The organism is Emergencia timonensis (genome assembly GCF_900086585.1).
GTDB lineage: Bacteria > Bacillota > Clostridia > Peptostreptococcales > Anaerovoracaceae > Senimuribacter > Senimuribacter timonensis.
On record NZ_FLKM01000008.1, the window covers coordinates 574,327 to 596,773 of the forward strand.

Sequence of the window (22,447 nt, forward strand, 5' to 3'; positions counted from 1 at the left end):
ATAAGGAGGAAATAAAAATGAACAATTATCCAGATGCAAGAACGTATTATGACAAAATGCACAGACTAGGAAAATGGATGACCTTTATCACCCTGATCGTGTTCTGCGGCGTGCCCTTTGTCGTCTGCATGGTTTACGGTATTATGCCAAAAATCTCTGATGTCCTTCTGGCCTCCGGCGGCTTGCTGGCCATCTTTATACCAGCGGCAATTGCAGAACTGATTGCCGATACACCCGTCATGGGAACTTCCTTTTATCTGTCCAGCATCACGGGAAACATCATGAATCTGAAACTGCCGGCAGTGCTCAACGCCCTTAAGATTGCAGATGTCAAACAGGGAACCCAGGAAGCCGATGCGGTTTCAGGCGTGGCCGTAGCCGTGTCCTCCCTTACCACCATGATCATCATCGCCATCGGCGCACTGCTTCTGACACCGCTGAAGCCAATTTTGGAACTGCCGCAGGTAGTGACGGCAACGCAATACGTCCTGCCAGCTTTATTTGGATGTCTGATGCTCTCCATCTTCAGCAAAAACGCAGGTGGCGGCACTGTTTTCCACGGCCACCTGAAAGCGCTGATTATCCCTTTCATCATCGCTGCTGCGCTGTATTTGTACATCATTCCAGAATATTATGAGTTGTACCAGGGTTTCATCATCATCGGCTGTATTCCGCTGTTATATGCCATTACCAAGATCATGTACAAAAAAGGAATGATCAAAGTAGAAATGAAAGAGGAACAGGAAGGAGAGGAGAGAGATGCAGTATAGAGTGGACGAAATCGTAGAAGGGCTGAGTCAGGAATTACGTGAACTGACTTTGGCAATTCATTGTCATCCTGAACTTGGATTGGAAGAATATGAAGCCTGCGCATTGCAGGTGGAGATTCTCAAAAAATATGGGTTTACTGTCGAAGAGAAATACTGCGGCATGGACACCGCCTACAAGGCATCTTATATAGGAAGCAAACCAGGGCCGAAAATCGCCATGCTGGCCGAGTACGACGCCCTGCCCGGTCTGGGACACGGCTGCGGCCACAATTTGATTGCTATGATTGCAGTCGGTGCAGGCATCGCCATGAGGGAATTTGCCGACACGTATGGCGCAGAGATCCACGTCTTTGGCACGCCGGCAGAAGAATCTGTCGGAGGAAAAGTAATTATGGCAGATGCCGGTGCCTTTGACGATATGGATGTCGCCATGATGAGCCATCCTTCCCATATGGATGCGGAATCTATGAACACTTTGGCAATTGACTCCTATAAGGTCAGCTTTCACGGCAAGACAGCTCACGCTGCGGGTGCCCCGCATGAGGGAATCAATGCGCTGGATGCGGTCATTAACTTTTTCAATATGATTAACGCACTTCGTCAGCAGACGCAGGAGGATGCCCGCATCCATGGGATTATCACCAAGGGCGGTGAAGCGCCAAACATCATTCCTGATTACAGCGAGGCGATCATTGAAGCGCGAGCGGCAAAGATCGACTATCTGGAGGAACTCTGCCAGAAGGTTCTCCGCTGTGCAGAGGCTGCCGCAATAGGTACGGGCTGCACGGTAGAAATCGGCCCGGCAGGAGGAAAGTTTCTGGATACCAACAGCAATCTGACCTTATCAGCGCTTAATGCAAGGCAGATGAAAACTCTGGGACTGGATCTGGTGCCGCCATCTCCGGCGCCTTTGCCAGCTTCTTCGGATCTGGGAGATGTCAGCTATCGCTGTCCTGCCATCCAAAACACCTTTGCAATCATAGATGAGGCAGACGGCGGTCCTCACACTGCGGCATTTGCAGAAGCCGCGGGCGGCGACAGAGCCATTGAAAAAGGTTTGTTATTTATCAAAGGGTTCGTCCTTACCGCCATTGAACTGATGACCAAACCGGAAGAACTGAAGAAAATTAAAGCGGAGTTTGACAAAATCAGCAGAAGGCCTTGATTTAGATTTCCTTCAACCTTTGCCATTTCGTCTCAAAAATGCTATATTACAATTATAACATTTAGATGACGGAAGGTGCCGCTATGAAATACAAGCTGGACGACTATAAAGTGGGAGAAATTGCTAAGTTTTACGGTGTTTCGGTGGACACTGTCAGGTTCTATGACAGAAAAGGTGTGCTGAAACCGGAAAAAAAGAGCGACAACAACTATCGCACCTATAATAAAGAAGAATTCATCTCTATGGATTACATCATGAGATTGCGCAGCTTAGGCATTTCTATTGAAAATATTAAAAAAATGGCTTCCAACATATCATTGGAAGAATCCCTGGAAGTGGTCAGCGAAACAGAACGTGAAATTGAAGCGCAGATCAGACAGTTGGAAAATCAAAGGCGGATGATCAAAGGGTATAAGGCGAAGCTGAAAGACTGTGCTGAAAGATATGGCGTGGTCACAATGGAACAATCCCCGGCCTTTATCATCAAAGATATCAAAACGACCATGAAAGAAACGATGGACGCTTTTGAAAAGCTGCAGCTTTCCACCTTGCCGCTGCTGGGGATACTGATCGACAGTGAGCGCTATGACGACATGGAATTGTATAACTGCTTTATCGACCGTGCCCAAAGACAAAAAATCTGCAATTACATCGTGGCCGCGTCTGACTATGAGGGAATCAGTAAAAAACCTGATTTCCCTGCGGAAGAATTCGAAATCATCCCACCCAGACGATGTGTGCATATCATAGGAATGGACTATACCAATATCGATTATTCTTCTATCAAGCCAATTTATGATTTTATCGACACGAATCACCTGAAAATCATCGCGCCGCCCTTCCTCCGCATTCTTGCTTTGGAAAACAGAGGAGATGCCGGCGTGGAATATACCGAAATGTGGATTCCGGTGGAGTAAAAAACTGTCTGATTTTGCAGACAGTTTTTTTGTGTTTTGTATTGACCCTTGACCTGGTTCAGGGTTTAAAATAAGGTATACAGAAAATTCTTATAAAATGTAAAAGGAGGAATCATCCATGAGTTTTCAAGATATTGCAAACAGCGGCTTGATATGGGGCTGTGTCGTTGTCGGAATTATTCTCGTCGTCTTAATTACGCTGTATTACATGGTAGTCTGTTACAGGCACGCTATCAAAGTGGGTGTCGCCAAGGAGACTGTCAACGCAGTTGTAAAGTCGTCGGCGACCTTTTCCATCGTACCATCTATTGCCATCGTAGCAGGGCTGGCCACCCTGGCGGTTGTCATCGGCCTGCCCTACGCCTGGTTCAGATTGTCAGTATTGGGTTCTGTTACATACGAGTTGATGTCGGCTAATCTGGCGCTGAAGGCTTTGGGACTGGATGTAGCGACTGCAGATGCTTATGCCTTCGGACTGATGGCATGGGCAATGTGCATCGGAATTACCGTAACATTGCTCTTTAATATCTTCTTTGCAAAAAAAGTGCATCTGGGCACTTTAAAGCTGGGAGATAAAGATCAGAAATGGGGCGCTGTCTCTCAGACCGTCTTTATGACTGCGCTATTATGCGCCCTGATTGTACCGATGATCTTTGGCGGCATCGTCAGTCTGCTGACCTTTGCCAGCAGCGCAGTAATCGCCATTCTGATCACAGGGATTGCAAAAGTGGCGAAGGCCGACTGGCTCAATCAGTTTACACTGGCGTTCAGCTTGATCGGCGCCATGGCGTTGTCCGTGGTATATGACGGATTGTTTTAGCAGGGAAAGGAGAGAAAAATGAAATCTAGTGGAAATACTTACTACGACAAAATGCACAGATTGGGTAAATTCGTTACCGTGGGATCGATTCTGGTGTTCTGCGGTGTGCCTCTTGTCGTCTGCTTATATTATGGAATCATGCCCAAAATCGGCGACCTGCTTCTGGCAGCCGGGGGCTTATGTGCGATCTTTATCCCGACTGGGGTGGCGGAGGCCTTTGGTGAAATCCCTGTCATGGGGTCCTCTTACTATGTTGCCAATGTAACAGGAAATATTCTGAACTTGAAACTGCCAGCAGCCCTCAACGCGTTGAAAGTAGCCAACGTCAAATCAGGGACGGAGGCCGCTGATGCCATTACAGGACTTGCTGTAGCTGTATCCTCTCTGGTGACCCTGGTGATGCTGCTTCTCGGTATGCTTTTGATGACGCCGCTGGAGCCGTTCTTGTCGTCTCCGGCCGTTTCAACTGCTGCAGGTTATGTTCTGCCAGCTTTGTTCGGCTGCCTGGTTCTGAGTTTCCTCAGCAACGATGTGGGCGGCGGTGTAATCGTAAAGAAAAGACTGCTTGCAGCAATCTTCCCTTTCGCCTTGTGCATCATTTTGTACCTGATCATTCCTGATTATTATGATCTGGGACAGGGATTCGTCATGGTCATCTGTATCCCTATCGTATATGTCATTACGAAGATCATGTATAAGAAGGGCATCATCACTGTGGAAATGCCAGAAGAAGAAAAGAAAACAGAGGAGGAACACGCATAATGGAAAAGAGAGATTTTGATAGAATTGTAGAAATTACTGATGACTTGGCGCCGGAACTCAAGAAACTGGCGCTGGATATCCACGGGAACCCTGAGATGGGTCGAAAGGAGTTTCAGGCCTGCAAGTGGCAGATGGGACTGCTTGAGAAATATGGATTTGAAACCGAAGCAAATTTCTGTGAAATCGAAACTTCATATAAGGCGGTATATAAAGGGACGAAGCCGGGTCCGAAGATCGCCATGCTTGCAGAGTATGATGCATTGCCGGAAATCGGCCACGCCTGCGGACACAATCTGATCGCCATGATTTCTGTCGGTTCTGGCATAGTTATCAAGGAATTTGTCGATAAATACGGCGGAGAAATCCACGTCATCGGCACGCCGGCGGAAGAAACTCAAGGGGCAAAGGTGGAGATGTCACAAAAGGGTGCGTTTAAGGAATACGATGTTGCGATGATGGCACATCCGTTTGAACAAAATGGCAGTTCCATTAATACCATGGCGGTATATGCGAGAAGATTTGAATTCTTTGGCAAAACGGCGCACGCTGCAGCATCCCCCCATGAGGGCATCAATGCCCTGGATGCCATGATCAACTTCTTTAACATGGTCAATGCCCTGCGTCAGCAGACGAAACCAGACGCACGGCTCCACGGCGTCATTCTCAACGGAGGGGTCGCGCCCAACATCATTCCTGATTATACGGAAGCGCTGTTCTATGTGAGGGGCAACAAGGTCGCGTATGTGGAAGAATTACTGGACAAAGTCATCGCCTGTGCAGAAGGCGCGGCGAAAGGCACCGGCTGTACGTACAAAGTCAGCAAAGCGGAGGAAGACTTCAAGGATACGGACAGCAATATGGTGCTTTCTGATCTCGTCTGTGACCAATATGAGAAGCTGGGACATGAGATTCTGCGTGCGGGAAGAGCGGTTATGCCAGGATCATCAGATCTGGGCGATGTCAGCTACGAATGCCCGGCAGTACAGTTGATGTGCGGCATGGGGCCGCTGGCTGGCGGAGGTCACTACGGCGCTCACACTGTGGAGTTTGCACAGAAAGCCTGCTCGTCAGAAGCTCTGGCCAATGGAATCGAATTCGTCAAAGCTTTTGCGATGACGGCTGTGGAACTGCTGACGGATCCTTCCCATCTGGCAGCAATCAAAAAAGAATTTGAAACAGAGAAGGTAGATTCAATTTTGCCGGTATGACATTCTGTCCAGCAAGATGTTAATCGAGCTGCGAAATTGAATTTATGCCTGTGTTCCCCAGCCTATGGCTGGCTCGTAACGCGTCGTAGAAAGTGAATTTGATAAGGAGATTTAAAGCGAGGCCGGATCAATGCGTTCCGGTCTCGTTGTCTGTTTATCATCAAGTATTCATACTGTGTTTACATTCTCAGGAGCCTGATAATGTGTTCTGATTCAAAGACTTCATATACAATGCCCTGCTTTTTTAAACATTGGCAATAGATTGCATTTACAAAATAGATATGTTAAGATTTTTTTAAGACTTTTATTGAGGTTTTTTTAAATGAATGCCTCTATACTGAGGTTATCAATCGGGAAAGGGATATATATAATGAATGGGGAAACAATTTTAGTAGTAGACGACAACAAAGAAATCGTATATTCACTGGGCGAGCTTTTGAAATATGAGGGTTACGAAATCATCGCTGCCTATGATGGCATGGAAGCACTGGAGTGCCTGGAGAAATATCACGTTGATCTGATTCTGCTGGACGTCATGATGCCCCGTCTCAACGGTTTGTCCGCATTGATGAAGATTCGTGAGAAGTACAAGATTCCGGCGATTATCTTGTCTGCGAAGACGGAAGAGAGCGACAAAGTGTCGGGTCTGATTCTCGGCGCAGACGATTATATCAGTAAGCCCTACAATGCAGCGGAGCTGATCGCTCGGGTAAAGGCGCAATTGCGGCGGTATCATACCTGGGGCGGCAGCGCGCCAATGGCGAATGAAGATACCATTGTCAACGGCGGCCTGGTTTTAGATAAAAAACAGCGCCTGATCGTCGTAGAAGGCAAAGAGGTTAAGCTGACGGCTACCGAATATAAGATCGTTGAGCTGCTGATGTCAAATACGGGACAAGTATTTCCGGCGGAACAGATTTACGAGAGTGTGTGGGAAGAAACTGCTGACTTCACGGTGGAAAATACGGTCATGGTGCATATCCGCCACATTCGAGAGAAGATAGAAATTGATACGAAGAATCCGAAATATATTAAGGTGGTGTGGGGCATTGGTTACAAGATGGAAAAGTTCAATTAATAAAATCGTTTCATTTATACAATCGAATAAAAGACTGTTTTTGGGAATTTGCAGTGTGGCAATAGGTGCGGCCATATTCTATGCATTATTTGGCATGGCATACAGATATGGGGGTATGTCCACGAAACAGACCTGGTTCATGGGTTCTGTTCCAAATCTCTTTCTCGGCTTTGGCATCTGGCATATTGTCAGATATATTATGCTCAAGGTGTATGCCGACTGGATTCCAAAAGACGAAGCCTTCTACGAGGAGTGGAAAGATAAATGGTATAAACAGCAAATAACAATTGCCATTGTTTCTATTGGGACGTTACTATTTGCATATCTGATGTACTCTTCCAGTGAGTACAGGTATTACGCTTACAACCTTGCATACATGTATCTTTTGCTTGCAACCGTATTGATACAAAGCGTCATCAGCGAAATCTGCATAGTAGGATTCATGAAGAATCAGCTGAATCTTTTGATGGAACGAATGACAGAAATCAATCGGAAAAACCTGGAGGATGCGCTGGAAATTGAACGTGAAAGTATTGAAAAGGCCGCCAAAAGTGAACAGTTAAAGATAGATCTGATTTCCAACGTATCTCACGATCTGAAGACGCCGCTGACATCCATGGTCGGGTATATCGAACTGATGAAAAAAGAGGACCTGGACGATACCATGCAGGATTATGTGGAAGTATTGTCTGATAAGGCGGAAAAGCTAAAGGTCATGATAGAGAGCCTTTTTTCATTGGCAAAGGCCAGCAGCGGAAATATCAAAATGCACATGGAATCGATCAGTCTCAATCGGCTGATTGACCAGCTCTTGGCTGATATGGAGGATCGAATCGGCAGTTCCGACCTGCATTTCGTAAAGGTTATGGCAGAAGAGGACACCAGTTTTATCAGCGATAACCTTCATATGTACCGCATCTGTCAAAATCTGATTGAAAATGCGATTAAGTATTCTGCCAAAGGTACTAGAGTCTTTTTAAAGACTTTTGTAAATAAGGGCGGTGACAAGGAAAGAGTCTGCCTCGAAATTACCAATACAGCAGGCTATCTGATGGACTTTGACAAAGATGATATCATCGAGCGGTTTGCCAGGGCAGATAAAGCACGTACCAGCGACGGCAACGGACTTGGGCTTGCTATCGTCAGCACCTATACCAGCGCTTTAGGGGGCGCCTTTGATATCAGTATTGACTGTGATCAATTTAAAGCGACACTCTCCTTCGAGAAAGCAGAATGCGACTGCGCGGGCCATCACACAGAGGGGGTTTTAGAGCTTGAGGAATATTTAGACGCCGCAAATTGACTTATGCAAGCGGCAGAATCTGTTGTTCCTCTTCCTGAAATCTCTGGAGCAGTGGAGAGGGCTGTGCCAACATTTCCAGAGCTGCGTCCTGATTGTAGATCCAGTCTGCCAGATGTTCTTCCGGCACAATCAGCGGCATCCTGTCATGAACTGGACGCATGGAATCGTTGGCGCTTGTAGTGACGATAATGAAACGATCCTCCTCTGCGAACTGCCGGTAAAAACCGGCCATGAAAATGGTATGCTGATCAGCATATCGAAAGGCTATTTTGTTTTTTTTCTGATCCCATTCATAGAAATGTCTTGCAGGAATGAGGCAGCGTCTGTGCAGAACACTGTCCTTGAAGGTTTTTTTCTCTGCTGCAGTCTCTGCGCGGGCGTTGATCAACAGCCCCTTTCCGTCAAATCGAGGAAACCCCCATGGCATTGTCTCCGCATAGAAATTTGTATCTCTGCCGCTGAGAATCAGCGCCTGCTGCGAAGGATAGATATCGCCGGTGTTCGGCAGCTCCAGGTTGTCCGCAGTGCGCCCTGCTCTCCTCAGAATATCCGCTGCAATTTCGTTATCAGTATAAAATCTGCCACACATACTTTTATTTCCTCCGTTCCTCTCATTGTAGGGAGCATTTCCATTTTTAAATAAACTATACTTCGAATGCATCCTAAAAGTCAAATTGTTATAATTTTTTTTGTAACAAAATCCCCATTGCAACGATATATCTATAGATTATTACAAAACTGTGATTTTTCTGAGACTGCCTTGAGATAATACAATGCTATAGTTAGTAGTATAGACAGGAACCTTAAGAATTTTTAAGAAATAATTAAGAATTATACCTTTGAATATTAAGATTTTAGATGTATTATTAATTATGATAGAAAAAGGGTTTAGACAAAGAAGGGAATTTGGGATGGACTACAAGAACACAGTAAAGCTTCATACGATTTTGACTGTTCTCACGCTAGTGATCCTGCTACTGCCTCTTAGCCAGGGAGATTTCTTCGGCTCTGAGGGAGATTGGTACAGCCAGCATGTAGGAGCAGCAGAAAATCTCAGACAGACTATGCTGAATACTGGCTCGTTGTTTCCGCAGTTTTCTACAGGTGGGGGTGGATGCAACATCTACGATTTGGCATATTACGGGTTGCTGCGGCCAGACGTGCTGTTTTCCTGTCTGGTGCCGAATTTAGAGATGAAGTACATCATCGCCGGTTACGCATTGCTGGGGGCGATTGCCAGCGTCAACCTTTGCTACATTTGGCTGCGCCGCCAAAAATTGGCGCAGTGGGTCGCATTCTGCGGCAGCGTATTATTGGCAGCAGCGGCTTGCTTTTACCACGCACACCACCAGATCATCTTCATAAACTATATGCCGTTTCTAATATTGGCACTTATGGGTATTGACAAGCTCTTAGAAAAAGGAAAAGTATCGCTGATGGCGGTTTCACTTTTTTTGGTCTACATGCATAGCTTTTTCTACGCTTTTTCCTGCTTGGTCGTCTGTCTCGTTTACTTCTTGTATAAGAGCAATTGGAGACCAGATATAAAAAGCTTTGGCAAAGCAGTCCTTGCGGTCACAATTTCCATAGGAATGGCTGCAGTGCTGCTTCTGCCTACCGCGCTGAATATTCTGTCCACAACAAAGGACGCCGGCGGATTCATGTCCCAGCCGATGGATATGGTAGACCTAAAATTGGGCGGACTTCTATACTACCCGTATGGGTGCGGGCTGTCTTTACTAGCGCTGTATTGCCTGCTGCTTTCTCTCTGCAAGAAGAGGAGACGAATTCTGTCAGTAATCCTGCTGATCTGCATACTCGTACCGGCTGTTTCGCTAGTACTCAATGGATTCCTCTATCCGCGGGCAAAGATTTTAATCCCTTTTGTACCTCTCATCGTAATGCTCTGCACAGACACTTTGCAGGAATTGTTTGAGAAAAAACAAAAGTGGATGATCGTACCAGCCGTCCTCTGCTTTCTGCCAGCTGCTTTCTCGCCCTGGCAGGATCTGATGCTAATAGATGGCGGGATTTTACTGGCCTGGGTTTTGGTTCAGAGGTTTTTGTTAAAGTCCGAGCGGGCTAAAAAAAGCGCCTTTGTTTTGATTTTACTGGTTCCAATCATGGTCAGCATAGGTGTTAACAAAGAAGAGGATTATCTGCGGGCAGATGATGACAGGCAAAGTCATTTTACCTCGGCCGAAATCAGAGCTGCAGTCACGGATCTACGTTATCGCTTTGATGTGCTCGCCAACAATTACGTCAACAGCAATACGCTGCCAGGCGGCGGCATTAACAAGACAGCCATGTATTCTTCCATTGAAAACAAACTGTATGCCGACTTTTATTACAACGTCATGGGCAATCCGATCAGCTTGCGGAACCGGGTGGTGCTGATGCCAAATCAAAACAGCTGTTTCAACTATTTTATGGGAATTCGCTATCTTTTGACTGATATACACAACATTCCATATGGCTATCAGGCGATCGCTCAAAAAAAAGATTACGTATTAGCGGAGAATAAAGATGTTTTGCCAATGTGCTACGGTACGGACAAGCTTCTTTCAGAAGATGTCTATAAGGATTTGGTGTTTCCTTATAACATGGAGGCTTTGTGCTCGCAGGCAGTGGTCGAGGGACGGCATGGGGCGAAAGGATTTCAATCCGCCCTTACAGAACAGTCTCCGCAGGAGCTGCTGGCAGTGGATGCAGGCTTTACTTCGGAAGACGGCAAGACGCTGTCCTTTAAAAAAGCGGAGACCCTCACGCTGCCTTTAACCAAGGCCTTGAAGAATCAAATTATGATTATCCGTTTCGATGTAGAGAGCAAAAGGGGCAAAGAAGTAATCATCGAGATCAACGGTATGCGGAACAATCTGTCCGCGGAGAGTGCCCCATATCCTAATGAAAATCATACCTTTACTTACGTATTATCTGCTAATGAGGTCATGGACAAGCTGGAAATAGAATTTTCAAAAGGGGATTATGATATCAGCAGGCTTCAAGTCTATACCATGGACAGCGACCATCTGCAGCGAGATGATATAACACTTCCGTCCATGACGGAAGGGGGGAAGAAAGATGGAAAGACCGTCTTCGCAGGCTCTGTGGAAATGGAAAATGACGGTTACTTCATCACCTCTTATCCATATCGCAAAGGGTATCAAGTCTTTGTAGACGGCAAGAAAGCAAGCTACGAAAAAGTCAACGCCGCCTTTGTAGGATTTCCGGTTTCCGCCGGCGGTCACGAAATTGAGATTCATTATTACGCGCCGGGATTTAAAGCAGGGCTCGCCATCAGCATCTTATCTATGGTCGTCCTCTGTCTCATCATTTTAAAAGAAAGGAAGAAAGCTATATGAAAAAGCTACAGAATTCACAGATTATCCGTTATATCATGACTGGGGGCATGACGACGGTGATCAACTACATCATCTATATCCTGCTGACCGCAGTGCAGCTTGATTATCTCGTCGCCAACAGTATTGCTTGGCTGGGAGCTGTCATTTTTGCATACTACGCAAACAGGCATATGGTCTTTCGTTCTGGAGGCAATAAAAAGCAGGAGTTCATTCAGTTTTTCTCCCTGCGTCTTGCGACTTTGGTGGTTGAGAACCTGCTGCTGTTCATGTTCGTAGGATATATCGGCGCAGCAGAACTTCCGTCTAAGATCTTAGTCAGTGTAATCACTGTCGTACTGAACTACTTTGCCTGTAAATACAGCATTTTTAAAGAAGGAGGTGTTTCTCATGAGTAATACAAAAGAGAAAATCAGTATCGTCGTGCCTTGTTATAATGAAGAGGAGTCACTTCCGTTGTTTTACATGGAGACGACAAAGGTTTTGCTAGGCATGAATGAGGTGGACTACGAATTTGTCTTTGTCAACGACGGCAGCAGTGACAAGACTTTAGAGATTATGAAAAAGCTCCACGATGGAGACGCCCACTGTCGGTATGTGGGGTTCTCGAGAAACTTTGGAAAGGAGGCCGGAATGTATGCGGGATTAGCTGAAGCAGAAGGGGATTACTGTGTCATTATGGACGCAGACCTGCAGCATCCGCCGACCTTGCTTCCGGAGATGTACAAGGTGGTCAGTGAAGAGGGGTATGACTGCTGTGGAGGACTCCGCTGCGGACGGGAAGGCGATAGTGTATTGAGAGGTCTTTTCTCTAAGGCTTTTTATAAGATCAGTAAGGGACTGACTCATATGGATATGTCCGACGGACATGGGGATTTTCGCATGATGTCGAGACCGATGGTGGATGCCATTCTCGATATGAAAGAATACAACCGCTATATGAAGGGCCTTTTCTCCTTTGTTGGCTTCGATACGAAGTGGATAGAGTATGAAAGTGTGGAGCGTGCCTGCGGAGAGACCAAATGGAGTTTAAAGAGCCTTTTTGCTTATGCGTTTGAAGGCATTTTGGCCTTTTCAACAGCACCCCTGAAACTGGCGGGTCTCATAGGGTGTCTGCTGTTCTTGGCCGGCGTAATATTTATATCGATTAACCTGATTCAAAGTCTGTGGATTCCTGGCGCAGTCAGCAGTTTTGATATCATTATCACGGTGGTGCTCATGCTGGGCAGCCTGCAGATGTTGTTCCTATATATTTTGGGCGCCTATCTGTCGAAGGACTATTTAGAGAACAAAAAGCGTCCGCTATATATTGTCAGGGAAAGAAGCCAGTAGCTTCTTTAGTTCTTCCAGGGTCTTCACAGGTTCACTGCAGGTATGGCCTTGACAGAGATAATAATTGGTTCCGCTAAAGGGGATGGGATAGTTTTTCAGGAATGGCGCAGTTTCCTCCATGGAGGCTGCGTCTTCTTCTGTCTTCACCAGGATATCCAGATCAAATTGCCAGAGATCCTGCAGATCGAAAGCAGAGGAGCCGCTGCAGGTGCAGATCAACTGCCCTCTGTCTGCTAATACTTCGCTCATCTGCCAGAGGAAAAAGCTGTGACCTGCGGGATATTGTTTTGCCTCACCCATTAAAAAATCAGCTTGTTTTTCAAATGCCAGTCTCCAGGATTCCTCGCCTGTGAGGAAAGACAATCCTTTCATAACCAATGCCGCGACGGAATTGCCTGATGGCAGCGCTCCGTCATAAGTCTCTTTTGGCCGCATAAAGAGCTGCTCACTATCCTTAGCATAAAGATAGCAGCCGCCTTTTTCTTCGTCAAAGAATAAATCCACTAGACAGTTAGCGACCTTGACGGCCTTTTTCAAATAGGCGGGATGAAAGGTGCTCTTATAGCATTCTATCAGTCCCCAGGCGAAGTAAGCGTAGTCTTCAAGGGTTCCCGAAAATGCGGCTTCTCCATCCCTCCATCGAGCTAAAAGCCTGCCTTCCCCAATATGGAGTGTTTCCCACACGAAGTCTGCTGCATCCAGAGCTGCTGTAAGATAGGTTCTCTTATCCAGCAGCCGAGCTGTCCTGGCAAGAGCTGCAATCATCAGACCATTCCAGCTGGTCAGGATTTTATCATCCTTGTGCAGGGAGGCTCTTTGCAGGCGATAACGATACAGTTTCAACAGCATGTATTCTTCTGGCGGTTCCCCATACATCGTGTCTTTGATGAGATTGGGAATCCCTTTCCCTTCAAAATTACCCTCTTTGGTAATATCGTATCGTTTACAGAAGGCAGAACCGGCTTTACGCCCCAGTACTTCCAGCACTTCTTGAGGTGTGAACAGATAAAACTTTCCTTCGATGCCTTCACTGTCAGCATCCTGGCTGCAGTAAAACGCGCCGTCTTGATCGGTCAATTCTCTCAGCACATAACGGACCGTTCTTTCTGCAATGTCGGCATATAGCGTTTTTCCAGTTTCTTTGTAGGCTTGCCCGTAGGCGAGAATTAATAACGCGTTATCGTAGAGCATCTTTTCAAAGTGAGGAGCCAGCCACATGTCATCGGTGGAGTAGCGGCAAAAACCACCACCAACATGATCGAAAATCCCACCGCGATACATCTGCTGCAGCGTCTTTTCCGCCATGGCAAGCGGTCGGTCCTGTTTTTGGACCATGAGGAAAAGGAGGTTATGTGGCGATGGAAATTTTGGACTTTGACCAAAACCGCCGTATTTCGGATCAAAACTCTCCGCAAAATGTGTGAGCGCTTCTGAAATCAATTGCTGAGGATGAACGACGTCACGATTCTTTTCACCTGCTCGGGAATTGAGGAAAGCAGTAATCTTTTCACTTTGATCAAGCAGCTGTCGTCTGTCCTGCTTCCATTTTGCAGAGACTGCTGTGAGCAGCTCCAGCAACCCCATATGACCGTATTGATTATTCTTTGGCAGATAGGTGCCAGCAAAAAACGGTTTTTTGTCCGGAGTCATGATAATGGTTAGAGGCCAGCCGCCAGATCCTGTCATCGCCTGACAGACGGCCATGTAGACCGCATCAATATCTGGCCGTTCTTCTCTGTCGACTTTGACGGCCACATAGTCCTTGTTAATCACTGCGGCTACTTCCTGATCTTCAAAAGACTCATGCGCCATGACATGGCACCAGTGACAGACAGAATAACCGATACTTAAGAATACAGGTACGTCTCTTTTCGCAGCTTCGTGAAATGCTTCTTCACACCACGGATACCAGTCCACTGGATTCTCTGCGTGTTGTAGAAGGTAAGGGGATTTTTCCTGTTTTAAACGATTCATAACTTTTCCTCCGATCATTCCTTTGTAAATTAGAATCTATTATAAATAGTATGGACACATTCTTTCTTTCAGATACTTCCTAAGGCAGAATATGTTCTGAAGGTAATGCGGGGTGTTTACTGTTAAGCAGACCGCTGTTCTAGCGTCCAAAATCCGTAACCGAAGAAGCGATTTGGAACGATTCTGCGTAACGGAGGCATGTCCGGAGGGCGTTAGTTAAGCAGACAGCCGTTCTAGCGGTCAAAATCCGTAACAGAACAGGCGAATTGGAAGGATTCTGCGTAACGGAGGCATGTCCGGAGGGCGTTAGTTAAGCAGACAACGGTTCTAGCGGCCAAAATCCGTAACAGGACAGGCGAATTGGGAGGATTCTGCGTAACGGAGCATGGAAGAGAGGGAGTCTGTTAAGCAGATGGGCTTGATCTGCAGTCCATTGACTTAAGGAAACTGATGTGTTACTATAAAACCTGATAAAGGTGGAACCAAGATGAACAATATTGTAATAGATGAACTGAAAAGACGAATTCGCTCTATGCAAATGGTACCGATGAAACATTGTATAGAGCTATAACAAAAAGCATGGATGCTTTGGATTTCATCGGGAAATGAGGCGGACGCGTATGAGACATTACGTTATATTTCTGTACTTATTTTCCGAATCGGCAAAGTTTATGTGATTGGAGCTGTAGGCAATGTTTGCTTACAGTCTTTTGTTTTTAGAAAGGAATTTGTCTTATGAACTATAGAAATTGGAAAACTGCCATCACGGCCTTTTTAACGGCACAGATGATTTCATTATTGGGGTCGTCGCTGGTACAGTATGCGATTATCTGGCATATTACATTAACGACATCTTCAGGAAAAATGCTTACGATCTCAACGCTGTGCGGATTCTTACCGCAGATATTAATCTCTCTCATTGCTGGGGTATGGATCGATCGATATAACCGAAAGAAATTGATTATGCTTGCAGACGCGGCTATTGCTGCGTCAACACTGCTTCTGGCAGTAGCATTTTTGATGGGATATCGGTACAATTGGGCCTTGTTCATAGTGTTAGCTATCCGGTCAGCAGGTACCGGGATTCAGACGCCGGCAGTCAATGCGATTATCCCGCAGATTGTGCCTCAAGAGAAGCTCATGAAGATTAACGGCATCAACAGTACGTTGTCTTCCTTAATCATGTTTCTTTCCCCGGCAATCAGCGGAGCGATTTTGACTGTCGCATCATTGGAGGTGACGCTGTTTATTGATGTTATCACCGCGGCCATTGGCATCAGCATTACTGCTGCAATCTACATCAGACCTTATGAGCGAACAGAGAGAAGAGAAGGTTCCAGCCTGAAAGAAATTGGCATGGGATTTTCCTACCTGAACAAAAATCACTTTATTAGAAAACTTCTCGTCTACCAGGTTATAATTCTCTTTTTAATCAGCCCCTCTGCATTTTTGACGCCGCTTATGGTTAGCAGAACCTTTGGGACAGAAGTGTGGCGGCTGACTGCCAGTGAAATGACTTATAGCCTGGGAATGATTTTAGGCGGACTATTGATAACGGCGTGGGGCGGATTTTCCAAAAAAGTAAATACGACTATGGCGGCGGGCGCACTTTATGGCGTACTGATGATAGGTCTGGGTAATGCCCCTCAGTTTCTTATTTACCTGTCGTGCAATACCCTGATCGGCATTACCGCACCTTGTTATAATGGGCCGATTACCGTGACAATTCAAGAAAAGGTTGAGCCGCAGATGCAGGGGAGGGTATTTAGCTTTATGCAGATCGCGACCTCCTGCGCTTTGCCTTTAGGCATGGTCATCTTCGGTCCTTTGGCAGATATGATCTCCATACGGATTCTCTTGACCTTAGCAGGTGCTTTCGTCGTCAGCGTGTCTGCTGCAGTGTGGGGGCTAAAGTATTTTAATAAATAGACGCATCAAAAAAGAGGCCTGCGGCCTCTTTTTATTTTGATTAAGCTGTCTGCTGCATGATAAGTGTGGCAACGCGCAGCCCGAACAAAATGGCAGCAATCCACATGACTACAGGAATATCTTTTACCTTTCCTGTCAGCACTTTTAGGATAACCCATGCCAGAATTCCAAACATAATTCCGTTAGCGATGGAATAAGTGAACGGCATCATGATTAGCGCGAGGAAACCGCCGACTACATCAGCGATGTCACCGTCAAAATGCATGTTCCTTACGGCCCCGATCATCAAAAGTCCTACCCATACCAGCGCAGGAGCAGTAGCAAAGGATGGAATTGCCAGGAAAATCGGTGAGAAGAATAGCGCTACGATGAACAGCACAGCGGCAGTTACTGCTGTGAGACCGGTTCTGCCGCCGTTGGCGACACCGGCGCTAGATTCTACATAGCTCGTTACAGTGGATGTACCGATGCAGGCGCCAACGATCGTACCGCAGGCGTCAGCCATTAAAGCACCTTTTGCTCTCGGCAGATTTCCGTCCTCGTCTAAAAGGTTTCCCTTTGATGCAACGCCGATCAGTGTTCCGACAGTGTCGAACAGGTCCACATAGAGGAACGAGAAGACGATGACGATGAACTGAATGATGTTGTCAGCAATCCAGGCAAAATCGAATTCAAATAGCGCAGGTTTTGCTGGAATAAAGCTGGCTCCGCTGAAGCTTGGGAAGAGGGAGTAAACGCCTGCTTCCGGATCCACCACATACCAACCCGTTGCTTCGGCAATCATGCCTAAACCCCAAGTAACAAGAATACCGATCAGAATGTATCCTTTTATATTAAAATGATATAAAACAGCGACAATGATTAGGCCTACCAGTGCCAGTACGACCTGTGGCGAACTGAAAGAACCTAGGTTTACTAATGTGGAGGCATCGCCGATGACAATGCCGGCGCCTTTCAGACCGATCAAAGTGATGAACAGTCCAATACCTGCCGTAATGGCGTATTTTAGATTGGCAGGCACATCGTTGACCAGCTTTTCTCTGAAATTGCACAGAGATAGTAAGACAAATACAATACCTTCCGCTAAGACTGCGGCCAAGGCGATCTTCCAAGGATCTGTAACGCCCTTTGCGGCTAGGTCTCCACATACGGTGAAGGCGAAATAGGCGTTGAGTCCCATACCCGATGCCAGGGCTACAGGGTAGTTTGCAAAGAATGCCATAAATAGTGAAGCGATGGCGGCAGAGACTGCGGTTGCGGTGAAAACGCCAGCGCTGTCCATACCAGCTGCTGCCAGCATACCAGGGTTTACTGCTAAGATGTAAACCATGGAAAGGAACGTAGTAGCGCCGGCGATGACTTCTGTCTTGACGTCAGTGCCGTGTTCCTTGAGTTTAAATAGTTTCTCCATGTTGAACAATTCTCCTTTTATCCTTCATAATGAAATAAAATTACATTCTATATTATATACGTTAATGGACAAAAGTCCAAGATTTTGTTCAGTTATCTGTCGAAAATTTTTGTTAAATGGAGGTAATAGTGGGAATCTTAAGGTGAAAGAACGAACAAAAAAGTGTGAACATGTATATAAGGTTCATTTTATGATTGACAGATCGTAAGGTGGACGATATACTTTCCTCAAAAGGAGTAAATATATGAAAGTATTACATTATCTATTGGGACTGATTTTTTCGATTAGTATGATACTGGTATTGCTGGTTACATCCATAGAAGCAGTGCTCTACTGGTCTCCGGGTTATTTTGAAAAAGAATATCATAAATACCAGGTTACTGACGAAATTGACATAGAGATGGATGATCTGCTCCATGTTACGGACGTGATGATGGATTATCTAAAGGATAAAAGAGAGGATCTTCAAGTGGTCACCAGGGTGGGCGGAACACAGCGAACATTTTTCAGTCAGAGAGAACTGGACCACATGGTAGACGTGAAAAATTTGTTTATCGCAGGTCTAAACCTCCGGAGAGGCTGTTTACTGCTTGCAGTGGTCAGTGCAGGCCTGCTGTATTTTCTGAAAGGTAAATTATCGTCAATACTTCCCCTTGCAATGTGCGTTGGGACAGGCCTGTTCTTTTTGGCAGCCTGCCTATTGGCCGCCATCGTTAGCACAGACTTTACAAAATACTTTACGGTATTTCATGAGATATTCTTTGATAATGACCTTTGGCTCTTAAATCCCAATGAAGATCTCTTGATTAATATTGTTCCGGAACCGTTCTTTGTCGATACGGCGGCCCGCATTGCCACTGTTTTTGGCGGCAGCGTCCTCCTGCTTCTGGCAGCCTGTCTGCTCAGTCTATATTGCAGTAAGCGAAATAAACGCTGTCACCAAAACAATACGATTGGAACCGTCATGTAGTCTAAAGGACCAAAGTTATGATTCTAAGTACGAATAAGATACTGGAGATCCACATGACAGGAGGGATCTCCTTCATTTTGCCTGTAATCAGTTTAAGGAAAACCCAGGTCAGAATTCCAAACATGATACCGTTAGCCACAGAATAGGTGAAAGGCATCATGATCATGGCAAAAAAACCGCTGACAACATCGGCAATATCGCCTTCAAAGTCGATTTTTTTGATACAGTCCATCATTAAAAGACCTACCCAAACCAAGGCCGGAGCAGTAGCAAAAGATGGAATCGCCAGGAAGATTGGCGAGAACAACAAGGCTGCAAAAAAGAGGATGGCTGTCGTCACAGAAGTCAATCCAGTCCTGCCTCCGCCTGCTACACCGGCGCTGGATTCAATATAGCTTGTGACAGTAGAGGTTCCCAGTGCAGCGCCTGCAATGGTGCCACAGGCATCAGCTAAAAGCGCGCCCTTTGCCTTTGGAAGATTACCGTCTTTATCCAGCATATCCCCTTTTGAGGCGATACCAATTAGACCGCCTACGGTATCAAAGAGGTCCACATAGAGGAACGAGAAGGTGATGACGATAAAGTGAATGACGTTACCCGCTACCCAGCTGAAGTCAAAGGCCAGGAAATTAGGCGCCGCTGGCAGAGAAAAGCCTGCGGATATATTGGGAAACAGGGTATAGACCCCTGCTTCTGGATTTGGGACGTACCAGCCTGATGTTTCTGCGAGCATTCCCATAACCCAGGTGGCTAAAATGCCAATTAGTATGTATCCTTTGACATGAAAACGATAAAGGACGGCGACCAATATAGTGCCGGCAATGGCCAGAACAAATTCAGGTGAATCGAAGTTACCCATTTCTACTAAAGTGGAATCACTTTTTACGATGATTCCGGCTCCCTGCAGACCGATAAAGGTGATAAAGAGTCCTACTCCTGCTGTAATGGCGTATTTTAGATTTGACGGCACGTCATTAATGAGGCGCTCTCTGAAGTTGCACAGAGAGAGGATGACGAAAACGATGCCTTCTACAAAGACCGCCGCCAGCGCAACCCTCCAAGGGTCGGTGATTCCCTCTGCTGCCAGTTCCCCACATACCGAATAGGCAAAATAGGCGTTGAGCCCCATTCCAGAGGCTAAGGCGATGGGATAGTTGGTAAAAAAGGCCATAAACAGCGTGCTGACTGCAGCAGACACTGCCGTTGCAGTAAAAACGGCAGCGCTGTCCATGCCCGCATCTGCCAGCATGGCAGGATTTACTGCCAGTATATAGACCATGGAGACAAAGGTTGTGATGCCTGCCATGATTTCTGTTTTAACGTTTGTTCCATGCTCTTTTAATTTGAATAGTTTTTCCAATTCTTATGTTCTCCTTTGCTCGTACAAAATTCGCTAAGTCATATTATACATGGAGGTATTGAGAAATCCTATAATCAGTTTTGGCTTTCTTGATAACTTTGCAATAAATTTAATGTTGTATTGTGATAAAGTGGCGGCAAAACGAACGAAATAAAGTCACACCCGAAGCATTGTTCAGTAAATGAAAAGACTTCCGTTAACCGGACGCAGAAGTTCGGCTGAACGAAAGTCTTTTGTTAAATCTAAAAATCTATTTTTCTTCCATAATAGACGCATTCCAGTAACTTTTCCATTTTTTCATCGTCGATAGCTCTCGGATTGGAACCTGTGCAGGCGTCTGACACGGCGTTAGCGGCAATTGTCTTCTTTTTATCGAGGAATTCCTCTTCCTCAATACCAACCTCTTTCAGCGTATGAGGAATTTCCATCGCTTCATTTAAGCTGATAATCAGATGACAGAGTCTTTGAATCTTTTCTTCCCTTTTATCTCCTTCGATTTTCAGATAATCAGCGATTTCCTCATATCTCTTTGCAGCAGATAACTCTTCCGCGTTGTAAGTGATCACGTATGGCAGATACATCGCGTTGGCCAGTCCGTGAACGACATGGCCTGTTTTGAAAGCCGCGCCTGTCTTATGAGCCATGGAGTGGACGATACCGAGCAGTGCGTTGGAAAAGGCCATGCCGGCTAAGCACTGGGCATAATGCATCTGCTCTCTGGCACATTTGTCCCCGTTGTAGGACTTGATTAAATTGTCTTTGACCATTTCAATAGCTCTCAAAGCGAGAGGGTCGGTAAAGGCGTTGGCGGCAGTGGATACGTAGGCTTCAACCGCATGAGTAAAGGCGTCCATACCCGTGCAGGCGGCCAATGCCGGAGGCATGGTTTCCGCGAGGTCAGGATCTACGATGGCCACGTCCGGTGTCAGGTTAAAATCAGCCAGCGGGTATTTGATGCCGTTATCATAATCTGTGATGACAGAGAAAGCAGTAACTTCTGTGGCAGTGCCTGAGGTAGACGGAATGGCGCAGAACTTCGCCTTATTGCGCAGCGTTGGCAGGCTGAACGGTTTTGCTGCCTCTTCAAAAGTAAGATCTGGATATTCATAAAAAATCCACATCGCTTTCGCTGCATCAATTGGTGAACCTCCCCCGATGGCGACAATCCAATCAGGCTTAAATTTTCTCATATCTTCAGCGCCTTTTTTAACCGTTTCAATGGACGGATCTGGTTCGACTCCGGCGAAGACTTTCAGTTCCATACCGGCCTCTTTTAAATATTCTTCGGTCTTACCTAAGAAACCAAAACGCTGCATGGAGGCGCCTCCTGTAACAATAAAGGCTTTCTTGCCCTGCAGGTCTTTTAAATGGGACAGAGAACCTCTTCCAAAATAAATATCTCTGGGTAATGTAAATTGTGACATATGTTTCCCCTTTCTAATTAACAACTATTTTTTGTTAGTATGTCCTGCGGTGAAACGTTTTACTCTCTATACTTCGAGCTGGAAAAGAAATGACTTTCGTTTTTTCATGTGATAAAATGATGGTAATTGAGACAAATTAAGAGAGAAAAGGTGAAGACAGATGGAAAAAAATAAAAAAATTGCAGTCGTTTTTGCAGCCGTCTTATTGGTGGCGGCGATGAGCGCATGCTCAACCCATTCGAGCAAATCGTATACTTTTAAGGTTGAAACTGGCGATAAGATTAAAATTGAAATGGATACGTCTGGGGACTATTCCTTTGCGCAGGAAGAAGGGCGCTTCCGTGTCGAAAAAGGAGAAGATGAGATTCTGCAGGGCATGTTTATGACCAAAGAAGGTTATGATCAGTATCAAACCCTAAAGGATTCGAAAGAGGTAAAAATTCTGGCTGACGGGGAAAAAGACGGCAATACATACTTCTTCTACGAGTACGAGGGAGAGGCCGGAACGGAAACCAATTTTGTTCTATGGATCAAAGATTCCAGCACAGGTATGCTCATCGGAAGCCTGGCAGGAGAAAAAGAGGCGAAAGCCGCCTTTGAGAGACTGACGATTACGTTGGAATAAATACTAAAAGTATGTAGTGACAAAGAATAACAAAAAATGC

General features: G+C 45.9%; 19 protein-coding genes. 14 read left to right on the forward strand and 5 right to left on the reverse strand.

From position 1 onward, the window contains the following. Positions 1 to 17: 17 nt before the first annotated feature. The 8 genes from BN6539_RS03920 to BN6539_RS03955 all read left to right on the forward strand — a co-directional run bounded on the left by BN6539_RS03920 (position 18) and on the right by BN6539_RS03955 (position 8,023). Positions 18 to 770 (forward strand): hypothetical protein, encoded by a 753-nt coding sequence (locus BN6539_RS03920; RefSeq protein ID WP_067534189.1) that lies wholly within the window; start codon positions 18 to 20, stop codon positions 768 to 770. Then, positions 760 to 1,935: a M20 family metallopeptidase gene (locus BN6539_RS03925; RefSeq protein ID WP_067534192.1), complete on the forward strand. Its 1,176-nt coding sequence runs from the start codon at positions 760 to 762 to the stop codon at positions 1,933 to 1,935. The genes BN6539_RS03920 and BN6539_RS03925 overlap by 11 nt, the downstream gene beginning before the upstream one ends. A gap of 83 nt (positions 1,936 to 2,018) precedes the next feature. Beyond that, positions 2,019 to 2,852 (forward strand): helix-turn-helix domain-containing protein, encoded by an 834-nt coding sequence (locus BN6539_RS03930; protein ID WP_067534196.1) that lies wholly within the window; start codon positions 2,019 to 2,021, stop codon positions 2,850 to 2,852. Between the two features lie 118 nt (positions 2,853 to 2,970). Then, on the forward strand, positions 2,971 to 3,672 hold the full coding sequence (locus BN6539_RS03935) for a DUF5058 family protein (protein WP_067534198.1): 702 nt from the start codon (positions 2,971 to 2,973) through the stop codon (positions 3,670 to 3,672). 18 nt (positions 3,673 to 3,690) lie between these two features. After that, entirely contained in the window at positions 3,691 to 4,434 is a 744-nt protein-coding gene (locus tag BN6539_RS03940) for a hypothetical protein (protein ID WP_067534200.1), read from the forward strand. Beyond that, the gene (locus BN6539_RS03945; RefSeq protein WP_067534203.1) at positions 4,434 to 5,642 is read left to right on the forward strand and encodes a M20 family metallopeptidase; all 1,209 of its coding nucleotides are present in this window, start codon (positions 4,434 to 4,436) and stop codon (positions 5,640 to 5,642) included. Before BN6539_RS03940 ends, BN6539_RS03945 begins: the two co-directional genes overlap by 1 nt. Before the next feature lie 370 nt (positions 5,643 to 6,012). Next, a complete protein-coding gene (locus tag BN6539_RS03950; protein ID WP_067534206.1) occupies positions 6,013 to 6,720 on the forward strand; it encodes a response regulator transcription factor in 708 nt (235 codons plus the stop codon). A gap of 55 nt (positions 6,721 to 6,775) precedes the next feature. After that, entirely contained in the window at positions 6,776 to 8,023 is a 1,248-nt protein-coding gene (locus tag BN6539_RS03955) for a sensor histidine kinase (RefSeq protein WP_242869370.1), read from the forward strand. A gap of 1 nt (position 8,024) precedes the next feature. Here BN6539_RS03955 and BN6539_RS03960 read toward each other — a convergent pair whose 3' ends face one another. Beyond that, entirely contained in the window at positions 8,025 to 8,612 is a 588-nt protein-coding gene (locus BN6539_RS03960; RefSeq protein WP_067534219.1) for an SOS response-associated peptidase, read from the reverse strand. Between the two features lie 322 nt (positions 8,613 to 8,934). Between BN6539_RS03960 and BN6539_RS03965 the strand changes: the two genes are divergently transcribed. Genes BN6539_RS03965 through BN6539_RS03975 form a run of 3 tightly spaced genes read left to right on the forward strand, consistent with a single transcriptional unit; the run spans position 8,935 to position 12,714 of the window. Next, positions 8,935 to 11,385, forward strand: a complete 2,451-nt coding sequence (locus BN6539_RS03965) for a YfhO family protein (protein WP_067534222.1) — start codon at positions 8,935 to 8,937, stop codon at positions 11,383 to 11,385. Continuing rightward, positions 11,382 to 11,780, forward strand: a complete 399-nt coding sequence (locus tag BN6539_RS03970) for a GtrA family protein (protein ID WP_067534225.1) — start codon at positions 11,382 to 11,384, stop codon at positions 11,778 to 11,780. The genes BN6539_RS03965 and BN6539_RS03970 overlap by 4 nt, the downstream gene beginning before the upstream one ends. Continuing rightward, positions 11,773 to 12,714 carry a glycosyltransferase family 2 protein gene (locus BN6539_RS03975; RefSeq protein ID WP_082907349.1) on the forward strand — a complete coding sequence of 314 codons (942 nt, stop codon included), beginning with the start codon at positions 11,773 to 11,775 and terminating at the stop codon, positions 12,712 to 12,714. The genes BN6539_RS03970 and BN6539_RS03975 overlap by 8 nt, the downstream gene beginning before the upstream one ends. Here BN6539_RS03975 and BN6539_RS03980 read toward each other — a convergent pair. Further along, positions 12,685 to 14,688, reverse strand: coding sequence for a thioredoxin domain-containing protein (locus BN6539_RS03980; RefSeq protein ID WP_242869371.1), 2,004 nt, complete (start codon positions 14,686 to 14,688; stop codon positions 12,685 to 12,687). The two genes, BN6539_RS03975 and BN6539_RS03980, sit on opposite strands and share 30 nt — an antisense overlap. 735 nt (positions 14,689 to 15,423) lie before the next feature. Here BN6539_RS03980 and BN6539_RS03985 point away from each other — a divergent pair. Next, complete coding sequence (locus BN6539_RS03985) at positions 15,424 to 16,617, forward strand: MFS transporter (protein WP_067534234.1); 1,194 nt, start codon at positions 15,424 to 15,426, stop codon at positions 16,615 to 16,617. A 40-nt stretch (positions 16,618 to 16,657) separates the two neighbouring features. On the opposite strand, the gene BN6539_RS03990 is transcribed toward BN6539_RS03985, so the two are convergent. Continuing rightward, positions 16,658 to 18,028 (reverse strand): NCS2 family permease, encoded by a 1,371-nt coding sequence (locus tag BN6539_RS03990; protein ID WP_067534237.1) that lies wholly within the window; start codon positions 18,026 to 18,028, stop codon positions 16,658 to 16,660. A 244-nt stretch (positions 18,029 to 18,272) separates the two neighbouring features. Here BN6539_RS03990 and BN6539_RS03995 point away from each other — a divergent pair, with 244 nt between their 5' ends. Beyond that, positions 18,273 to 18,998, forward strand: coding sequence for a TIGR01906 family membrane protein (locus tag BN6539_RS03995; protein WP_067534240.1), 726 nt, complete (start codon positions 18,273 to 18,275; stop codon positions 18,996 to 18,998). A 1-nt stretch (position 18,999) separates the two neighbouring features. Here BN6539_RS03995 and BN6539_RS04000 read toward each other — a convergent pair whose 3' ends face one another. Both BN6539_RS04000 and BN6539_RS04005 read right to left on the reverse strand, forming a co-directional pair. Continuing rightward, complete coding sequence (locus tag BN6539_RS04000; RefSeq protein ID WP_067534242.1) at positions 19,000 to 20,358, reverse strand: NCS2 family permease; 1,359 nt, start codon at positions 20,356 to 20,358, stop codon at positions 19,000 to 19,002. Between the two features lie 242 nt (positions 20,359 to 20,600). Continuing rightward, a complete protein-coding gene (locus tag BN6539_RS04005) occupies positions 20,601 to 21,782 on the reverse strand; it encodes an iron-containing alcohol dehydrogenase (RefSeq protein ID WP_067534244.1) in 1,182 nt (393 codons plus the stop codon). Between the two features lie 160 nt (positions 21,783 to 21,942). On the opposite strand from BN6539_RS04005, the gene BN6539_RS04010 reads away from it, so the two are divergent. Beyond that, a complete protein-coding gene (locus BN6539_RS04010; protein WP_067534246.1) occupies positions 21,943 to 22,407 on the forward strand; it encodes a PIN domain-containing protein in 465 nt (154 codons plus the stop codon). The last annotated feature ends 40 nt before the right edge of the window (positions 22,408 to 22,447 follow it).

Excerpts from the sequence above, each read along its gene's own strand:
- BN6539_RS04005 (WP_067534244.1), bottom strand. The coding sequence starts at position 21,782 with ATGTCACAATTTACATTACCCAGAGATATTTATTTTGGAAGAGGTTCT.
- BN6539_RS03965 (WP_067534222.1), top strand. The coding sequence starts at position 8,935 with ATGGACTACAAGAACACAGTAAAGCTTCATACGATTTTGACTGTTCTC.
- BN6539_RS03975 (WP_082907349.1), top strand. The coding sequence starts at position 11,773 with ATGAGTAATACAAAAGAGAAAATCAGTATCGTCGTGCCTTGTTATAAT.
- BN6539_RS03990 (WP_067534237.1), bottom strand. The coding sequence starts at position 18,028 with ATGGAGAAACTATTTAAACTCAAGGAACACGGCACTGACGTCAAGACA.
- BN6539_RS03960 (WP_067534219.1), bottom strand. The coding sequence starts at position 8,612 with ATGTGTGGCAGATTTTATACTGATAACGAAATTGCAGCGGATATTCTG.
- BN6539_RS03950 (WP_067534206.1), top strand. The coding sequence starts at position 6,013 with ATGAATGGGGAAACAATTTTAGTAGTAGACGACAACAAAGAAATCGTA.
- BN6539_RS03945 (WP_067534203.1), top strand. The coding sequence starts at position 4,434 with ATGGAAAAGAGAGATTTTGATAGAATTGTAGAAATTACTGATGACTTG.
- BN6539_RS03940 (WP_067534200.1), top strand. The coding sequence starts at position 3,691 with ATGAAATCTAGTGGAAATACTTACTACGACAAAATGCACAGATTGGGT.
- BN6539_RS03970 (WP_067534225.1), top strand. The coding sequence starts at position 11,382 with ATGAAAAAGCTACAGAATTCACAGATTATCCGTTATATCATGACTGGG.
- BN6539_RS03925 (WP_067534192.1), top strand. The coding sequence starts at position 760 with ATGCAGTATAGAGTGGACGAAATCGTAGAAGGGCTGAGTCAGGAATTA.
- BN6539_RS04010 (WP_067534246.1), top strand. The coding sequence starts at position 21,943 with ATGGAAAAAAATAAAAAAATTGCAGTCGTTTTTGCAGCCGTCTTATTG.
- BN6539_RS03985 (WP_067534234.1), top strand. The coding sequence starts at position 15,424 with ATGAACTATAGAAATTGGAAAACTGCCATCACGGCCTTTTTAACGGCA.
- BN6539_RS03980 (WP_242869371.1), bottom strand. The coding sequence starts at position 14,688 with ATGAATCGTTTAAAACAGGAAAAATCCCCTTACCTTCTACAACACGCA.
- BN6539_RS03930 (WP_067534196.1), top strand. The coding sequence starts at position 2,019 with ATGAAATACAAGCTGGACGACTATAAAGTGGGAGAAATTGCTAAGTTT.
- BN6539_RS03920 (WP_067534189.1), top strand. The coding sequence starts at position 18 with ATGAACAATTATCCAGATGCAAGAACGTATTATGACAAAATGCACAGA.
- BN6539_RS03995 (WP_067534240.1), top strand. The coding sequence starts at position 18,273 with ATGAAAGTATTACATTATCTATTGGGACTGATTTTTTCGATTAGTATG.
- BN6539_RS03935 (WP_067534198.1), top strand. The coding sequence starts at position 2,971 with ATGAGTTTTCAAGATATTGCAAACAGCGGCTTGATATGGGGCTGTGTC.